Consider the following 17,856-nt stretch of genomic DNA (forward strand, 5'->3'; position numbering starts at 1 on the left):
CCGGCCGGCTTCGGCCGGTCAGCCGGTTACGGCCGGTCAGCCGGTTACGGTGAACCCGTCGAAGACGGCCTGGATGCGTTCGCCGGGGTAGTAGGCGTTGACGGCGCCGGCCACCATCCCCGCGTCCTCGGTACCGGAGGCCGAGGGGACCTCCGCCGTACCGACCGTGGACCAGGCGGTGCCGTCCTTGCTCGCGTACGCCGTGTACGTCGTACCGTCGCGCACCAGCCTCAGGTACGCCGGGTGATACGTCGTCCCGCCGCCCGCCCAGGTGTCGAGCCTGCCGTCGCCGTCGCTGTCGGTCATGAACTCCAGGCCGTACCTGTCGGTCATGGCGAGGACCGCGTAGCCGCCCTTCGCCGGGTCGGCGAGATCGTCGGCGACGGCGAGGCCCGCCTTGCCGGCCGGGGTGGTGGCGTCCTGGGACACGACACGGACCTGCGCGGTGGCCTTCTCGCCGAGCACACCGCTCTCGTAGGCGGCGCCCTTCTCGTCCTTCCAGCCCGACAGGTCCTGCCCGCCTGCCCAGATCGCGAACTGGTCGCCGGCCTGGGCGAATTGGGCGTCGCCCGCGGTGTCGAGGGTGCGGTACGGCGCCGACACGGTCCCCGGTTCGGGCTCCACCTGCACCGGAACGGAGTCGACGACCTTCGTGCTGCCGGCGCCGTCGTACGTCACCCTCGCGGTGAGAGGGTGGCTGCCCCAGCGGGCGTCCGCGGGCGGGGTGACGGTCCAGGTGGTCGTCGACGAGGCGCCCGCGGCCAGGGACTTGGCCGTCGCGGGGGTCGTGGGCTCGGCACGCCAGCCGTCGGGCACGTCGAGGGCGGCGGTGACGTGCCGCAGCGGGCGGGAGCCCCAGTTGGTGACCGTCGTGGTCGTCTCGAAGGGGCGGCCCGAGCCGGTCTTCGGGGCGTCCGGGGTCAGGACCACGGAGGCGGCGGGGGCGCCTGCGCCGCGCAGGGCGCGCAGGGCCTTGCCCGCGCCCCGCGCCTTCAGGTTCACGAAGGCAGGGGTCACGCCGAGCGGGGCGCCGTAGCCCTTGAGTGTCTTCGGGCCGTGGATCACGGTGCCATGGTTGACGTCGTACCAGACGCCCGGCGGGAGGTGCACGGTGCGGGTGGAGCGGTCGGCGAGTTGCGGGGCGGCCAGGACGGCCGGGCCGAGCATCCACTCGTCGGTGATCGTGTAACTCGCCTTGTCCTGGGGGTGGTCGAAGAACAGCGGGCGCATGATCGGGTCGCCGGTCTTCAGCGTCTGCCGCACCTGGTCCCAGATGTAGGGCGCGAGGCGTTCGTGCTGCTTGATCGCGTCGCGGTAGAGGTCGACGGTCTCCTGGTCGTAGTCGACCTGCTGACCGGTCGTCACATCGATGGTGTCGACGGGTGACGTGGAGGAGTACATCAGCGGCATGAGCGACGCGGACTGCGCCCAGCGCACCAACACCTGCTTGGTGGGGGCCGGTTGGCCGCCGGAGCCGCCGATCATGTCGGTGGTGACGAACGGGTAGCCGATCGTGGAGATGGCCAGGTTCTGGGTGACGGAGGCGCGCAGCGACTCCCAGCCGGTGCCCTTGTCGACCTGCCGGGTGACGAAACCGGCCCGGTGGGCGGTGGCGTCCCAGTGGACGCGGATGCCGACGCCCTGGAGGTCGAACTCGTCGGCGAGTTCGGAGCCGAGGCGCTGGTAGTCGGTGGGCTGGTTACCGGCGTGCGGGGCGCACTTGTCGTCGAAGAAGCGGGTGTCGAACTTCAGGCCGTCGATGCCGTAGTCGCCCATCAGCTTCTTGAGCCGGCCGACGTACCAGGTCTTCGCGTCCGGATTGGCGAGATCGACGATGCCGGCGGTGCCGTTCCACCAGGTGACGGTGCACGGCTTGGTGGTGTCGGACCCGTCCTTGAGCAGATAGCCGTGGTCGGCGGCGTACTGGTAGCTGTCGGAGTCGAGGTTGATCCACAGGGTGACCCAGAGGCCGAAGTCGAAGCCGAGGGCGTGGATGCGGTCCGACATCGCCTTCGGGTCGGGGTAGGCCTTCGGGTCGAAGGTCATGTTCCCGTAGTTCGACTCCCACTTGTCGTCGAGCTGGAGGGTGTGCCCGTCCAGGCCGTCGTCGTGCAACTTCTGCGCGTAGTCGAGGAGTTTCGCCTGGTCGACGTGGGTGTAGAACTGCGCCCAGGAGTTCCACACCGGCTTGGCGTACTGCTCGTACGTGGCATCGCTCTTGGCCGGTTTCCCGACGATGCCGATGTAGTCGCGGTAGACCTCCAGCGGCGTCCGCTCCACGAAGACCGTGGCCTTGTAGGGGTCGGCGGACTCGATGTCGAAGCGGCCGAGGCCGTCCTTGCCCTCGTTGATCGCGACGTCCATGACGTGCCCGGTGTCCACGCGCAGTCCGGCCGCGCTCGACGTGTACCAGAACGGGTCGATCATGTTGTACGAGGCCGGCCCGAAGGACGGATGGACGACCTCCCCGCTCTCCAGAGGCCAGGGCTGGTCGGTGCCGGGGCCGCCCTGCGGGGTCTCCGCCTCGCCGTGGCCGTACCAGTGGCCGGCGGAGGAGAGGTCGTAGGCGAGGCCGAGGCGGTCCGGGGCAACCCCCTTGACGTTCCAGTCGAGTTGGTAACGGTCGGCGGACGGGGTGACGGTCGCCTCGACCGTGGCGCCGGCGGCGGTCGTGTCGGCGGTGAGCGCGAGCGCGCCTGCCTTCCAGGACCAGGCGGTCACCTTGGTGGCGTGCTGCCAGGTGCCGTCGACGCGGAAGCGGAGGGCGCCGGTGTCGCCGGTGGCCGTGGACAGGACGGTCGTGGCGTCGAATCGCCTTGCGGTGAGGGAAAGTTGACTGGTCGTCACATTTACGGTGTAGCCGGGGGCGTTGCCGCTCGGCGGGACCGTGAGGGCAAGGCCGTCCGGGGACTCGGTCACACGGGGGGTCTGGGCGACCCGGTCCTGGACCTGGGCGGCCTGGGCCTGGGCGGCGACGGCGGGCAGCGCGAGGAGCAGGGAGAAGGCGGCGAGGAGGGCTCTGACGGGGCGTGTTCTGCGGGATGGTCTGCGCACGACGCATGTCCTTCGGCGGAGGAGGGAGCCATGGGTCTTCTGATGCGGGGCCGTGAGTGTCCGTGCAAGAACGTGCTTGATTTCGCCGATAATTGAGCAGGAAACGTCATCTGTCAATGCCAGCTTCCGGTTCGGGGCGATGACGTGCCCGTTTGCGGGCAGCACAAAGCGATGCCGGGCCCTACGGGAGCCGTCCGGATGTCAGGCCGAGCGGCGGAAGCCGATCGTGGGCACCGCGCGCCTCAACGGCCACGGTCTGCCCTGCTCCTGAGGCACCAGGTCCGCCAGGAACGCGTACCGGCGCAGCGCCTCCGGGTCCTGCCCGTCGACCGACTGGACCCGGCGCCACCACGCCCCGATCTCGGACCAGCCGGGCGCCGACAGGGAGCCACCGAACTCCTGGACCGACAGGGCCGCGGTGAGCCCCGCGAAGGCGAGCCGGTCGGCCAGCGGCCAGCCGGCCAGCGTCCCGGTGACGAAGCCGGCGACGAAGACGTCGCCCGCGCCGGTGGGGTCCAGGGCCTCCACGGCGATCGCCGGCACCTCGGCCGTCTCCCCTGTGCGCCGGTCCACCGCGTACGCGCCGTCCGCACCGAGGGTCACCACCGCCAGCGGCACGTGCTCGGTCAGCGTGTGCGCCGCCTCGCGCGGGCAGGAGGCGCCGGTGTAGCGCATCGCCTCCTCGGCGTTCGGCAGGAAGGCCTCGCAGTGCTCCAGGTCGGCGAGGCCCGCCAGGTCCCATGCACCGGTGTCGTCCCAGCCGACATCGCCGAAGATGCGGGAGCCGCGGCTCGCGGCCTGGGCGATCCAGGGAGCGCGCCGGCCGGGCGTGAGGGAGGCGACGGCGGCCCGCGCGGGGGGCGCCTCCGCCTGGAGGAACGCGGCCTCCGGGGGCGGCTCGTGGCCGTGGGAGACCATCGTGCGCTCGCCCTCGTACGCCATGGAGACGGTGACCGGGGAGTGCCAGCCGCGCACCGTACGTGACGGGGAGAGGTCGATGCCCTCGCCCTGCGCCAGGGCGTCCCAGCAGTACTCCCCGTAGTGGTCGTCGCCGAAGGCCGCCGCGAGGGACGTCCTGAGGCCGAGGCGGGCCAGTGCGGTGGCCATGTTGGCGACGCCGCCGGGGCTCGACCCCATCCCGCGCGCCCAGGACTCGGTCCCGCGCACCGGGGCGGAGTCGAGCCCCGTGAAGATGATGTCCAGGAAGACGGTGCCCGTCAGGAAGACGTCCCAGGGCGGGTCGCCGGGTGCGCGCAGGGCGGCCAGGGGGTCGACCTGAGCCTGGCAGGGCGGCCCGGCTGCGGTGGGCCTCGGCCCCTTTCCGGCGGTCCCGGCGGACCCGTTGGACGCGGTCACGGTGTGCTCCCTGGCATGGTGCGGATCAGGCCAGTGTGCACCACATCACCGACATCACGCCGGTCCCGCCCCGCCCGACGCGGCGCGCGCCTACCAGCGGGGCACCGAGGGCGTCACCCACGCGGGATCGGCCACCCGCATGGCCGCCGCGTCGTCCCGCTCGCGCAGCGAACCGTCGTCGTCGAGCCACCGCTGATGCAGGAACCGCACCTTCTCGGGGTCGAGCCGGACACCGAGGCCCGGTGCGTCGGAGACGGCGACCTTGCCGCCCTCGAAGCTCAGCCGCTCGGTGAGGACGTCCTCGGACTGCCACGGGTAGTGGGAGTCGCAGGCGTGGTGAAGGTTCGGGACAGTGGCCGCGACGTGCGTCATCGCTGCGAGGCTGATGCCCAGATGGGTGTTGGAGTGCATGGACACCCCGACACCGAACGTCCGGCAGATCGCGGCGAGTTGCTGTGTGTTGCGCAGCCCGCCCCAGTAGTGGTGGTCGGACAGCACCACCTGGACGGCGTCCCGCACGAACGCCTCCTTGATCTCGGCGAACGTCGTCACGCACATGTTGGTGGCGAGCGGCACCCCGGTCGCGGCGGACACCTCGGCCATGGCGGCGGTACCGAGCGCCGGGTCCTCCAGATACTCGAGTACGTCCTCCAGCTCCTCCGCCACCTTCACCGAAGTCGCCACGCTCCAGGCCCCGTTGGGGTCGAGACGCAGCGGGTGTCCGGGGAAGGCCGCCGCCAACGCCCGTACGGCCGCGATCTCCTCGTCCGGCGGGAAGACGCCCCCCTTCAGCTTGAACGACGTGAACCCGTACCGCTCCTTGAACAGCCGGGCCTGCTCGACGACACCCGCCGGATCGACCGCGGCCCCCCAGTCGTCCTTCTCGCAGGCCACGCCCGCCGGATGGTCGGCCCACCTGTAGAACAGGTACGCGCTGTACTCGACCGCGTCCCGCACCTTGCCGCCCAGCAGCGCGTGCACGGGCAGCCCGAGCGCCTTGCCGAGGGCGTCCAGACAGGCGACCTCGAAGCCGGAGACGACGGACAGGCGCAGCTTGTCGGCGGTCTGGACACCTCGCAACCCACCGACGTCGACCTGGTTCTCGACCCGCGCGGAGTCCACGGAGACCTCCTCGGCGACGGTGAACAGGCCGTTCAGATCGGAGACTTGGCGGCCCACGAGCTTCTCGGCGAACGGTCGTGCCGGCTCCAGGTACTTGGTGTCGCCGTACGTCTCGCCGACCCCCGTGATCCCGTCGGCCGTCTCGATCTCCACGATCAGCCGCGGGGTGTACGGCTGGTGCACGCCCTGCGTGTTGAGCAGCGGCGGGTCGGCCACCAGGATCGGCGTCAGCCGTACGTCGGTGATCGTGAGGTTCACAGAGCGGCTCCTACGAGGTCGAGTCCGGTGGTGAGCAGGTTCTCGAGGTCGGCCAGATCGGCGGCCGACGGATCGGTGAGCGGGGCGCGGACCGGGCCGACGGGACGGCCTCGGAGCCGGGCCGCCGCCTTCACCAGCGACACGGCGTATCCCGGGACGCGGTCGCGGAGTTCGACGAGCGGGACGTAGAAGTCGCGCAGCAGCCGCTCCACGGTCTTGCCGTCGCCGTCGTTCCCGTCCCGCAGCGCGGCGAAGAACGCGTTCGCGATCTCGGGTGCGAAGGCGTGCACGGCGGAGGAGTAGGCGGGGACGCCGACGGTGGCGTAGGCGCGGGCCTGGATCTCGGCGGTCGAGGCGCCGTTGAAGAACAGGAAGCCCTCCGGGGCGGCGAGGGTCAGTCGCTGGAGGCGGTCCAGGTCGCTGTGGCCGTCCTTGAGGCCGATGACGTTCGGGATGCGCGCGATGCGCCTCAACGAGTCGGCGGTGAAGGCGACCTGGCCGCGCTGGTAGGCGATGAGCGGAAGCCGGGTGCGGGCCGCGATCTGCTCGACCTGCGCCACGAGTCCGTCCTGCGGGGCGGCGACCAGATAGTGCGGCAGGACCAGCAGCGCGTCCGCCCCTGCCTCCTCGGCGATACGGGCGAAACGGACGGCCTGCGCCCAGCCGTACCCGATCCCGGCGACGACGGGCACGCGCCCGCCCGCCTCCTCGACGGCGATGGTCACGACCCGCCGGTACTCGTCCTCGTCCAGCGAGAAGAACTCGCCGGTGCCGCAGGCGGGGAAGAGGGCGCCGGGGTCGGCGGCGAGCCGGCCCGCGACATGGGCGCGGAAGCCGTCCGGGTCGAGCGAGCCGTCGTCGTGGAAGGAGGTCAGCGGGAAGGAGAGCACGCCGTTCGCCATCCCGTCCCGCAGCCTCCGCACAGTTGCCCCCACTGCCTCCGCTTCACCGGTCACCTTGACTCCTCTGTCTCCCCATATAGATGCTATCCATGTATAGAGACAGAGCTTAGATATGCGAACAGCGGCAGTCAACGGCCCGGCACCGGCCGACTACCATCGCCCCATGTCGGAGACAGGCGGCGGGGTCCGCGAGGTGAAGTCCGCCGCGCGGACGGTCGAGCTGCTGGAACTGCTCGCCGCGCGCGGCGACCGTCCGGCGCGGCTGCAGGAGCTGGCGGACGCGCTGGGCGTGCCGCGCAGCTCGATGTACGCGCTGCTGCAGACGCTGATCGGCCGGGGCTGGGTCCGCACCGACATCACCGGCTCCCTCTACGGCATCGGCATCCACGCCCTGCTGACCGGCACGAGCTATCTGGACTCCGACCCGCGGGTGCGCGTCGTACGCCCCTATCTCGACGAGGCGTCCGAGGCGCTCGGCGAGACGATCCACATGGGGCGGCTCGACGGGCGGGACGTGGCGTACCTGGCGACCCGGGAGTCGCACGAGTACCTGCGCACCATCAGCCGCGTCGGCCGCCGCCTCCCGGCGCACGCCGGAGCCCTCGGCAAGGCCCTCCTGGCCGAACGCCCCGACGCAGACCTCCCCGCGGGCCCGTACAAGCCCCTCACCCCCCACACCCACACCACCCGGGACTCCCTGGCCGCCGACCTCGCGACCGTCCGCGCCCGCGGCCACTCGATCGACCGCGAGGAAGGCGTACCCGGCATCGTCGGCTTCGGCTTCGCCCTGCGCTACGACGCCCCCGCCCAGGACGCGATCAGCTGCTCGGTACCGGTGGCCCGGCTGACGCCGGAGCACGAGGAGCGGATCGTCGCGGTGATGCGGGAGATCAGGGCGAAGATCGAAGCGACGGCGCCTGCGGCCGGCGGGGCTGCGTACTGGCGGTGACGTCGGTCGAGAGTGCCTGACCGGCGCCCTCTGCTACCCGGCCTCCCCCACCCCAAACACAACGTGCGTCACATCACACCCCCCGCTCTTCTTCCGTAACCGCGTGCTTGATACAACTTGCTCGCGCGTTCCTGTCCGTCGACGGCCTGCGCCCAAACCCCCTTGTTTTGAGCCGCTTCTTTCGCATGCCCTGGGAACGCCCGTGTTCGCCCCTCGCACCACCCCCTGGCCCCTCGTCGCCCTTTTCACGGCCGGGTATCTCGCCCCGTACCTCCTGCCCACCACCGTGGGCCGCCTGGACTCGGGGCTACCGCTCAGCGCCACACAGGCCGGTGCCATCGGCAGTGCGCTGCTGCTGAGTTCGGCGTCGGCCGGCTTCCTGCTGGCCTCTCGGGTGGAGCGGATCGGGGCCCGGAACCTGGCCCGGATCGGGCTCGCGCTCGCCGTGCTCGGTTACGGCACCGCCGCCCTGTCCGGCTCCATCCCGGCCGTGATCACCGGCGCGCTGATCGGCGGCTTCGGATCCGGTACGGCGACCACGGTGGCCGCCACCGGCATCGCCGCCCAGCCCGACCCGCACCGCACGACCACCCTCGGCCTGCTCGGCGTCTCCGCCCTCGCGGGCGCCGTCTATCTGACGGTCCCCCACCTCGGCGCGGGCCACGGCCAACCCCTGGCGGCGATCGCCCTCACCGCCCTCGCCGTCTGGCCGCTCACCGGCCGCCTCCCCGTCCGTACGGCGGTCACGCACAACCCCCTCGCCGGCACCCGCCTCCCCCACCTCCGCTCCGGTCCGGTCCTCGCCGCCGCCATGCTCTGCTGGTCCCTCGCGCAGAACGCGCTCTGGGGCGTCAGCGGCCGGATCGGCCTGGCCCAGGCACATCTGACGGAGGCGACCGTCGGCGCCGTCTTCGCGGTGGCGCTCGGCGCGGGACTGTTCGGCGTGACGGTCGCGGGCGCGGTCGGACCGCGGTTCGGGCGGGCGCTGCCGGTGGGAGCGGGTACGGCGCTCATCGCCGGTTGCATCCTGCTCAGCGCCTCAGCAACCGACCTGACGACCTTCGCGTCCGGCGAGATCGCGTGGAACCTGTTCTACCCGGTGGTGCTTTCGTACGTCATCGGCCTGGCCGCCACCCTGGACCCGCGCGGGCGTTGGGCCGTGTTGGTCGGTTCGGCATCGTCGCTGGGGACGGCGGCGGGACCGCTGACGGGGAGTGTGCTGGCCGCGCGGGCCGGATTTCCGGTGATGGGCGGGGTGCTGGCGGTCGGGCTGCTGGTGATCGCGGTGCCGATGACCATGGTCGCGCGGGGCGTGGGGAGAAGGTCTCTTCCGGTCGTGGAGATCCCCGTGGAGACCACCGCCCAGCGCGCCTACGACACCACAGCCGCCTAGAAGACGTAGGCGTCCACCTCGGCGAGATACCTGGCCCTCCGCTCCTCGTCGTCCTCCAGGAACGAGGCGAGGAAGGAGTTGCGGGCCAGTTCGCGCAGGCGGTTCTCGGTCAGGCCGAGCACCGCGCGCACCGCGTCGAAGTTGTCGCCCGCGTAGCCGCCGAAGTAGGCCGGGTCGTCGGAGTTGACCGTGCACAGCAGCCCCGCGTCCAGCATGGCCGGGAGCGGGTGGTCGGCCAGGGTGTCGACGGTGCGGAGGCGGACGTTGGAGAGGGGGCACAGGGTCAGCGGGATGCGCTCCCGCACCAGCCGCTCGACCAGCTCCGGGGATTCCATGCACCTGAGCCCGTGGTCCACCCGCTCCACACCGAGCACGTCCAGCGCCTCGGTGATGTACTCCGGCGGCCCCTCCTCGCCCGCGTGCGCGACGCGTCGCAGGCCGAGGGCGGCGGCGGTTTCGTAGACCTCGCGGAACTTCACCGGCGGGTGGCCGACCTCGGCGGAGTCGAGGCCGATGCCGGTGATCCGGTCGAGGTACGGCTTCGCGGCCTCCAGGGTCTCGAGTGCCGCCTCGGCGGACTCGTCGCGCAGGAAGCAGAGGATCAGCCTGGTGGAGATGCCATGGTGGGCCTCGCTGCTGCCCAGCGCCCGCCACAGCCCCTCGACGACCGTGCCCATCGGGACCCCGCGCACGATGTGCGCCTGCGGGTCGAAGAAGATCTCCGCGTGCCGGACGCCCTGCGCCGCGGCGCGGGCGAGGTAGGCGTTCGCGAGATCCTCGAAGTCCCGCTCGGTGCGCAGGACGGCCATGAGCTCGTAGTACAGGTTCAGGAAGGACTGGAGGTCCTCGAAGTCGTACGCCTTGCGGAGCTCGTCCGTGTCGGCGTACGGCAGCTCGACGCCGTTGCGGGCGGCCAGCTCGAAGGCCAGCTCCGGCTCCAGGGTGCCTTCGATGTGGAGGTGCAGTTCTGCTTTGGGGAGGGGCATCGCAGCATGGTACGGGTGTTTTATCGCCGTTTCGGAACCGGGACCCGTAGAAGATCGTGCGCCACCGTCAGCTCGCCGTCGAAGCCGGCGGCCCTCGCCTGGCGTTCGAACTCGTCGGGGTCGGTGTAGCGCTGGCTGAAGTGGGTCAGGACCAGATGCCGTACCCCCGCCTCGCGCGCGACCGTCGCCGCCTGCCCTGCGGTGAGATGGCCGTGCTCGACCGCGAGGTCGGTGTCCTCGTCGAGGAACGTGGACTCGATGACGAGCAGGTCGCAGCCGTCCGCGAGCGCGTGGACGCCGTCGCAGAGGCGGGTGTCCATGACGAACGCGAAACGCTGGCCTCGGCGGGTCTCGCTGACCTCGTCCAGGGACACGCCGTTCAGCGAGCCCTCGCGCTGGATGCGGCCGACGTCCGGGCCCTTGATGCCCTGGGCGGCGAGGCGGTCGGGGAGCATACGGCGGCCGTCGGGTTCGGTGAGGCGGTAGCCGTAGGACTCGACGGGGTGGGAGAGCTTGCGGGCCTCGAGGGTGTACGCCGGGGTGGCGGCCAGGGTGCCGTCGGTGTCGACCGGGGCCTCGGTGAGCGCGACCGTCTCGCGGTAGGCGGTGGCGTACCGCAGGCGGTCGAAGAAGCGTTGACCGGAGCGCGGGTAGTGGGCGGTGATCTCGTGCGGGACCCGGTCGAGGTTGATCCGCTGGATGACGCCCGCGAGGCCGAGGGAGTGGTCGCCGTGGAAGTGGGTGACGCAGATCCGGTTCAGGTCGTGGGCGGCGACGCCGGCACGCAGCATCTGGCGCTGGGTGCCCTCGCCGGGGTCGAAGAGGAGGCCCTCGCCGTCCCAGCGGAGAAGGTAGCCGTTGTGGTTGCGGTGGCGCGTGGGGACCTGACTGGCTGTGCCCAGGACCACCAGTTCGCGTACGGACACGGTCGGTTGGCTAGCCGGGGGGCCACTGGAGGCCGCGGCCGCCGAGGATGTGGGCGTGGGCGTGGAAGACGGTCTGGCCGGCGCCGGCGCCCGTGTTGAAGACGATGCGGTAACTCTCCAGCTTGTCCTCGTCGGCGACGGACTGGGCTTCGCGGAGGACGTCGGCGGCCAGTTCCGGGGCGGCGGTGGCCAGGGTCGCGGCGTTCGCGTAGTGGGCCCTGGGGATGACCAGGACGTGGGTGGGGGCCTGGGGGTTGATGTCCCGGAAGGCGACGGTGGTGTCCGTTTCGCGGACGATGGTCGCCGGGATCTTGCCTGCGGCGATCTTGCAGAACAGGCAGTCGTCCTGGGGTTCCCCTGGCATGTGAGTTCCTTCGGCTCGGGTGCGTTGGGGCATCGTATCGTCGCCGGGTGCGGGTGGTTTGTGGCTGGTCGCGCCCACGCGGCGGAGCCGCACATCGACACAGCCCCGCGCCCCTAGGAGGTTGGCAAAGTCGGCGGAGTCTTCGCCGGACTGGTCTCCAGTGCCTCCAGGGCGATACGAATCGCCTCGTCCAGCTGTACGTCTCTGCCCTCCGCGTAGTCCTGAGGCCTCTGCACCACCTCCACGTCAGGGTCCACCCCCCTGTTCTCCACGTCCCAGCCGTACCCCTCCAGCCAGAACGCGTACTTCGGCTGGGTGACCAGGGTGCCGTCGACCAGGTGGTAGCGGCTGTCGATGCCGATGACTCCGCCCCAGGTGCGGGTGCCGATGACCGGGCCGATACCGAGGGCCTTGATCGCGGCGTTGACGATGTCGCCGTCGGAGCCGGAGAACTCGTTGGCGACGGCGACCACGGGGCCGCGGGGGGCGTCCTGGGGGTAGCTGTAGGGGCGCATGCCTCGGGGCACGTCCCAGCCGACGATGCGGCGGGCCAGTTTTTCGACGACCAACTGGGAGGTGTGCCCGCCACGGTTGTCACGGACGTCGACCACCAGGCCCTCGCGGGCCACCTCGACGCGAAGGTCGCGGTGGATCTGGGCCCAGCCGAGGGCCTGCATGTCGGGGACGTGGAGGTAGCCGAGGCGGCCGTCGGAGTGTTCGTGGACGTAGGCGCGGCGGTCGGTGACCCAGGCGTGGTAGCGGAGAGGGTCCTCGTCGGCGATGGGGACGACGACGGCGTGGCGCGGGTCGCCGCCGGAGGAGGGGAGGACGGTGAGCTCGACCGGTTTGCCCGCCGTGCCGACGAGGAGGGGGCCGGGGCCGGTCACCGGGTCGACCGGGCGGCCGGAGACCGCGACGATCGCGTCGCCCGCGCGGACGGCGACGCCGGGTGCGGCGAGCGGGGAGCGGGCCTCGGGGTCGGAGGTCTCGGCGGGCAGGATGCGGTCGATGCGCCAACTGCCGTCCTCGTGGCGGGAGATGTCCGCGCCGAGCAGGCCCTGGCGGTCGCCGTGGCCGTAGCCGCCGCGCGGGCTGACATAGGCGTGCGAGGTGCCCAGCTCGCCCTGCACCTCCCAGAGGAGGTCGACCAGGTCGTCCCGGGTGGCGAGCCGTCCGAGGAGGGGGCGGTACCGGTCGAGTACGGCGTCCCAGTCCACGCCCCCCAGGTCGGGGCGCCAGAAGTTGTCCCGCATGAGGCGGCCGGCCTCGTCGTACATCTGCCGCCACTCGGCGGCCGGGTCGACGGTCTGGCGGACGCGGGTCAGGTCGACGGTGACGTTGGTGTCGCTGTCGTCGGCCGAGGCGCGCCGGTCGCTGGGTACGACCTTGAGCTTGCCGTCCGTCCGCAGCAGGACCCGCTTGCCGTCGCCGCTGACGGCGAAGTGCTCGGCGTCGGAGACGAGGTGCTCGATGCGCTGCTGGGCCAGGTCGTACCGCTCCAGGACGGTCTCGGGGTCGTCGTCGTCCGGGGTGGCCCGGGAGGCGCCGAGGACCCCGCGTACCGGGTGGCGCAGCCACAGCACGCCGTCCTTGGCGGCGCGCAGGGTGGAGTAGCGGGCGGCCTCGACCGGGAAGGGCACGATCCGGTCGGCGAGGCCTTCGAGGTCGATACGGGTGGCGGGGGTGCCCTCGCTGTCGGGGGTCTCGTCCTTGTCCGGGGCCTCGAAGGGGCGGCCGTGGCGCTGCGGGCCGAAGGGGGACGGGGTGGTCGCGGCCAGGGTGATCAGGTGCGGGCGGGAGCCGCCGACGAAGGCCAGGTCGAAGACGTGCTCGTCGTAGACCGGGTCGAAGGAGCGCGCGGAGAGGAAGGCGAGGTGCTTGCCGTCGAGGGTGAAGGTGGGTGAGTAGTCGCGGAAGCGGAGCGGGGTCGCCTCGGTGACCGAGAGGTCGGTGGTGTTGGCGAGGCGGAGCTGGCGCAACGGGCGCGGGCCGGGGTGGGACCAGGCGAGCCAGGCCGAGTCGGGCGAGAAGACCAGCCCCGAGACCTCGCCGTCGGTGGCCCGGTCGACCTCGCGGACCTCACCGCTGTGCCGCTCCACGAGCAGCACCCGGCCGTCGTGCGAGGCGACGGCGACCCGGCTGCCGTCGGGTGCGACGGCGAGCCCGAGGACCCGGCCGAGCCGTCCGGCCGCGAGCCGGCGCGGGGTGGCGCCGGGGGCGGTGCCGGTCGCCGGGGCGAACTCCAGGGCGTCGTCGCCCTCGGCGTCGGTCACCCATACGGCGTGTTCCTCGCCGTCCGTCCGGAAGGTGCGCGGCAGCCGGGCCCGGACGCCGGGTTCGGCGGCGAGGACGCGGGCGGGGCCGGAGCGGTGGGTGATCCAGTGGACGGCGCCGCGCACGGTGACCGCGCTGCCGCGGGCCGTGTGGTCGGGGTGGGCGCCGCCGAGCCAGTGGCCCGCGCTCACCGGGAAGGGCTGGAGGTCGACGCGCGGCCCGCCGAGCCGGATGTCGAGCCGGCGCGGCTCGGCGCCGTCCAGGTCGTCGAGCAGCCACAGCTCGCCGCCCGCGGTGTAGGTGAGGCGGGTGCCGTCGCCGGCGGCGTGCCGGGCGTAGAAGCCGTCCAGGGGGGTGTGCCGGCGCAGGTCGGAGCCGTCGGCGAGCGAGGAGTAGAGGGCGCCGGTGTCTTCGTGGTCGGAGAGGAAGGCGATCCGGTCGCCGGCCCACACCGGGTGCTCGAGGTTGCCGTCGAGACCTTCGTGAAGCCGTACGAAGTCCCCCTCTCCCTCCCGGTCGATCCACAACTTGCCCGCCGTACCGCCCCGGTACCGCTTCCACCAGGCCGCCTCGCGTCCCATCGGCGCGGACAGGAGCACGGTGTGCGGGCCGTGGGCGACCCCGCCGACCGGTCCGTACGGCAGGGTGGTGGCCGGTCCGCCGTCCAGCGGGACGGCGTGCGCCCAGGTGCGGCGCAAGGTGGCCTGGCCCTGGGCGCTGATCGCCAGGACCTGTCCGTCCGGGGTCCAGCCGCCCACCCGGGTGCCCCAACTGCCCCAGTGCGTCAGGCGTTTGGCGGGCTGCCCGCCGTCGACCGGCGCGACATGCACCTCGGGTGCGCCGTCGCGGGTGGAGGTCCAGGCGACCGTCGTGCCGTCGGGCGAGATGCGCGGCTGGGTGACCGGTACGTTGTCGGCGCTGACCCGCCAGGCGCGGCCGCCGTCCAGGGGCGCGAGCCATACGTCGTCCTCGGCGACGAAGGCCACCAACTCGCCGTGCACATGCGGAAACCGGAGATACGCGGAGGACGTGGGCTGAGTCACCTGATCACCTTAGGCGGGCGCACACTCGGCGGACAGGCCTTTCGATCACTTGCCCTCGACCGGCCAGCACTTCGGATCGCCCTTGCACCAGATGGTCCTGGTGACGGTCACGGTGACCGTCGGCCCCGGTCCGTTGCCGTTGCCGTTCCCGCTGGTGGGATTGGTGATCGGCGAGGGTGTGGCATTGCAGTTGCCGAGCCCGGTGACATGGAACCAGGTCTTCCCGCCGACCTTGGCGGTGAGATCACCCCGCACACAGGCGCCGTCCACCGCCCGGGTGACCTTCCCGGTGACGGTGATGTCCCGCCCGTCCTTGGTCTGCCCCTGGCAGTCGACGTTGGCGACGGTCGTCTCGCTCGCCGAGGGCGTCGCCTTCCCCGGGGTGTAGTTCTTGTCGTTGTTCCCGTAGTTGGCCGTGCAGCTCAGCCACTGCACCTGGACCTTGTGCCGTTCCAGCTCCTTGGTCGCGGTCTGGTCGGTGGTGTACGCCACGGATGCGGAACTCAGCCCCGCGGGGTCACACGCCACCACTCCACCGACGGCCATGACGGCAAGCCCCACCACGGCCGCGATGCGCTGCGCTCCGCGCGGCCGACGCCAAATCCGCCTCAAAGCCCCCATGGGGGGCAGCCTGCCACTGACCAGGGCGCTGCGGTAGAGCGCATACGGTCACGAAAGCGCCCCCGCAGGTCAGCCGCGCAGCAGCAACCACTCCTGCAGCTCCACCAAGTTCCCCTCCGGGTCCTTGAGATGGGCGACGCGCATGCGGTCGGTCATGGGGGCGGGGCCGTGCAGAAGGGTCGCGCCCCGGCCGGTGACCTGCTCGCAGTAGGCGTCGAGGTCGTCCACCCGGAGCACCACCAGCGACCGGTGCCCGGTGGTCGCGTCCCCCAGTTCGCCCAGCACCTCGGCCATCATCGAGCGGTCCTGGAGGGCGATGCCCGCCGAGCCGGTGGCCGGGCTGAACTTCTCGTACGGGCCCTCGGTCGCGCCCGACTGCGGCTTGAGGCCGAGGATTTCGGCGTAGAAGCGGTAGCAGGCAGCGAAGTCACTGACGAGGAGCCGGACTTGGGCGAGTTCCATGGTCTTCCCCCGTGGTGCGGTCAGGACCAGCGGCCGGTGCGGCCGAGGAGCAGGGCGGTCGCCGCGGTGCCCGCGGTCGACGTACGCAGCACGCTACGCCCCAGCCGGTACGCCTTCCCGCCCGCCTCGGCGAAGAGCTCCAACTCCTCGGGGGACACGCCCCCTTCGGGCCCGACGACCAGCACGATCTCGCCGGAGGAGGGGAGTTCGGCGGTCGCCAGCGGTTCGCTGGGGTAGTCGCGGTCCTCGTGGAGTACGGCGGCGAAGTCGGCTTTGGCGAGAAGTGCCGCAACCTGCTTGCTCGTCGCCGCGTCCGCGACCTCCGGGAAGCGCAGCCGACGGGACTGCTTGCCGGCCTCACGGGCCGTCGCCCGCCACTTCGACAGCGCCTTCAGGCCTCGCTCGCCCTTCCACTGCGTGATGCAACGGGCCGCCGCCCAGGGCACGATCGCGTCGACGCCGGTCTCGGTCATCGTCTCGACGGCCAGCTCGCCGCGGTCGCCCTTGGGGAGGGCCTGGACGACGGTGATACGGGGGGACTCCTCGGGTTCCTCGTGGAGCGACTCGAGGTCCGTGACGACGAGCCGGTCCTTGCCCTCGGCCGCCTTCACGACGCCCTCGATCCACCGTCCGCGCCCGTCCGTCAGGACCACGTCCTCACCGGGGCGCAGCCGCTTCACGGTGACCGCGTGCCGTCCCTCGGGACCGTCGAGCACGAACTCCGGTCCGACGCCGTCGAGTCGCTCGACCACGAACACGGGTGCGGTCATCGGTACTCCCCCTTGCTCGACAACGCTGTCCTGGCCCGGTCGATCTCCTCGACGAGTACCTCCACCAGCTGACCGGCGGGCATCTCCCGGGCCATCCGGTGTCCCTGTCCGGCCCACAGCGCCATGCCCTGCGCGTCCCCGGCCGAGGCGGCCTTCTTGCGCAGTGGCGAGGTGAGGTGGTGGACCTCGGGGTAGGCGGCGGGGGCGTACGGGCCGTGCTCGCGCATGAAGCGGTTGACCAGGCCGCGGGCGGGGCGGCCGGAGAAGGCGCGGGTCAACTCCGTACGCATGAACAGGGGGTTGGTGAGGGCCTGCTTGTGGACCGCGTTGGCGCCGGACTCGGGGGTGGCGAGGAAGGCGGTGCCGAGCTGGGCGGCGTCGGCGCCGGCCGCGAGGAGGGCGGCGATCTGGCTGCCGCGCATGACGCCGCCGGCGGCGACGATCGGGATGCCGACGGTCTCCCGGACCTGGGCCACGAGGGAGAGCAGCCCGATCCCGGCGCCGTCGTGTTCCGGCACGTCCCGGTGCGTGCCCTGGTGGCCGCCCGCCTCGACGCCCTGGGCGATCACCGCGTCGGCGCCGGCCCGCTCGACGGCGAGGGCCTCCTCGACGGTGGTCGCGGTGACGAGGGTGAGGGTGCCGGCGCGGCGCAGGGAGTCGATGACCTCACGGCTGGGGACGCCGAAGTGGAACGACACCACCGGCACCGGGTTGTCCAGCAGCACGGCGAGTTTGGCGTCGTAACCGTCGTCCCGCCCGCTGTCCGGGTCCCCAAGCTCGGTCTCGTACCAGGAGGCCTCGCCGGCCAGCTGGTGGGCGTAGACCTCGACGGCCGACGGGTCGGCATACTCGGGCTGCGGCATGAACAGGTTCACGCCGAAGGGCTTGGTGGTCAGCCCCCTGAGCTGCTTGATCTCCTGGTACATCCCGTCGGCGGTCTTGTACCCGGCGGCCAGGAACCCCAGCCCACCGGCCTCGGACACGGCCTGCGCGAGATGCGGCACGGAGACACCGCCCGCCATGGGGGCCTGCACGATCGGATGCGGAAAGAGATCGGTCAGCACGGAGGACATGCCCGCATGTTGTCACGTCCTCCGAACACTTCCGAATCGGGTCGCCCTCTTGCCCAAGGGCGCTTCAGCGGCCCGTCCGGCGTGCGAGGACGAGGCCCCTTCAGGGCCGAAGGGGGGTCTGGGGGGGCAGAGCCCCCAGCCCACCTCAGCGACCGTTGAACGCATCCTTCAACCGCGAGAACAACCCCTGCTGCCCAGGCTGACCCCGTCTGCCCGGGGGACGACCCCCGGACCCCCAGCAGCCACCTCCAGCCCACGTCAGCGACCGTTGAACGCATCCTTCAACCGCGAGAACAACCCCTG

14 protein-coding genes are annotated in these 17,856 nt (G+C 71.9%); 2 read left to right on the plus strand and 12 right to left on the minus strand.

The features are described from left to right. Positions 1 to 36: 36 nt before the first annotated feature. The 4 genes from ACWC09_RS02255 to ACWC09_RS02270 form a co-directional block, all read right to left on the minus strand. Positions 37 to 3,054 (minus strand): TIM-barrel domain-containing protein, encoded by a 3,018-nt coding sequence (locus ACWC09_RS02255; protein ID WP_450847642.1) that lies wholly within the window; start codon positions 3,052 to 3,054, stop codon positions 37 to 39. A gap of 201 nt (positions 3,055 to 3,255) precedes the next feature. Further along, a complete protein-coding gene (locus tag ACWC09_RS02260; RefSeq protein ID WP_450847644.1) occupies positions 3,256 to 4,410 on the minus strand; it encodes a carbohydrate kinase family protein in 1,155 nt (384 codons plus the stop codon). 90 nt (positions 4,411 to 4,500) lie between these two features. Continuing rightward, positions 4,501 to 5,790 (minus strand): glucarate dehydratase family protein, encoded by a 1,290-nt coding sequence (locus ACWC09_RS02265; protein WP_450847646.1) that lies wholly within the window; start codon positions 5,788 to 5,790, stop codon positions 4,501 to 4,503. After that, positions 5,787 to 6,692, minus strand: coding sequence for a 5-dehydro-4-deoxyglucarate dehydratase (locus ACWC09_RS02270; protein WP_450847865.1), 906 nt, complete (start codon positions 6,690 to 6,692; stop codon positions 5,787 to 5,789). Before ACWC09_RS02270 ends, ACWC09_RS02265 begins: the two co-directional genes overlap by 4 nt. A 163-nt stretch (positions 6,693 to 6,855) precedes the next feature. Here ACWC09_RS02270 and ACWC09_RS02275 point away from each other — a divergent pair, with 163 nt between their 5' ends. Both ACWC09_RS02275 and ACWC09_RS02280 read left to right on the plus strand, forming a co-directional pair. After that, a complete protein-coding gene (locus ACWC09_RS02275; RefSeq protein WP_450847647.1) occupies positions 6,856 to 7,641 on the plus strand; it encodes an IclR family transcriptional regulator in 786 nt (261 codons plus the stop codon). Positions 7,642 to 7,843: 202 nt separating this feature from the next. Further along, positions 7,844 to 9,034 carry an MFS transporter gene (locus ACWC09_RS02280; RefSeq protein WP_450847649.1) on the plus strand — a complete coding sequence of 397 codons (1,191 nt, stop codon included), beginning with the start codon at positions 7,844 to 7,846 and terminating at the stop codon, positions 9,032 to 9,034. Here ACWC09_RS02280 and ACWC09_RS02285 read toward each other — a convergent pair. The 8 genes from ACWC09_RS02285 to ACWC09_RS02320 all read right to left on the minus strand — a co-directional run bounded on the left by ACWC09_RS02285 (position 9,031) and on the right by ACWC09_RS02320 (position 17,553). Further along, positions 9,031 to 10,020 carry an adenosine deaminase gene (locus ACWC09_RS02285; RefSeq protein WP_450847650.1) on the minus strand — a complete coding sequence of 330 codons (990 nt, stop codon included), beginning with the start codon at positions 10,018 to 10,020 and terminating at the stop codon, positions 9,031 to 9,033. The two genes, ACWC09_RS02280 and ACWC09_RS02285, sit on opposite strands and share 4 nt — an antisense overlap. A gap of 20 nt (positions 10,021 to 10,040) precedes the next feature. Continuing rightward, positions 10,041 to 10,946, minus strand: a complete 906-nt coding sequence (locus ACWC09_RS02290; protein WP_450847651.1) for a ribonuclease Z — start codon at positions 10,944 to 10,946, stop codon at positions 10,041 to 10,043. A 10-nt stretch (positions 10,947 to 10,956) separates the two neighbouring features. Continuing rightward, positions 10,957 to 11,310: a histidine triad nucleotide-binding protein gene (locus ACWC09_RS02295; RefSeq protein ID WP_450847653.1), complete on the minus strand. Its 354-nt coding sequence runs from the start codon at positions 11,308 to 11,310 to the stop codon at positions 10,957 to 10,959. Between the two features lie 113 nt (positions 11,311 to 11,423). Continuing rightward, the gene (locus tag ACWC09_RS02300) at positions 11,424 to 14,627 is read right to left on the minus strand and encodes a S41 family peptidase (protein WP_450847654.1); all 3,204 of its coding nucleotides are present in this window, start codon (positions 14,625 to 14,627) and stop codon (positions 11,424 to 11,426) included. 45 nt (positions 14,628 to 14,672) lie between these two features. Continuing rightward, on the minus strand, positions 14,673 to 15,248 hold the full coding sequence (locus ACWC09_RS02305) for a hypothetical protein (RefSeq protein WP_450847656.1): 576 nt from the start codon (positions 15,246 to 15,248) through the stop codon (positions 14,673 to 14,675). Between the two features lie 69 nt (positions 15,249 to 15,317). Next, positions 15,318 to 15,710, minus strand: a complete 393-nt coding sequence (locus ACWC09_RS02310; RefSeq protein WP_450847657.1) for a VOC family protein — start codon at positions 15,708 to 15,710, stop codon at positions 15,318 to 15,320. 20 nt (positions 15,711 to 15,730) lie between these two features. Next, entirely contained in the window at positions 15,731 to 16,480 is a 750-nt protein-coding gene (locus ACWC09_RS02315; protein ID WP_450847659.1) for a 16S rRNA (uracil(1498)-N(3))-methyltransferase, read from the minus strand. Beyond that, a complete protein-coding gene (locus ACWC09_RS02320) occupies positions 16,477 to 17,553 on the minus strand; it encodes a nitronate monooxygenase (protein WP_450847661.1) in 1,077 nt (358 codons plus the stop codon). The genes ACWC09_RS02315 and ACWC09_RS02320 overlap by 4 nt, the downstream gene beginning before the upstream one ends. Between the last annotated feature and the right edge of the window lie 303 nt (positions 17,554 to 17,856).

It is taken from the genome of Streptomyces sp. NPDC001617 (assembly GCF_053596855.1).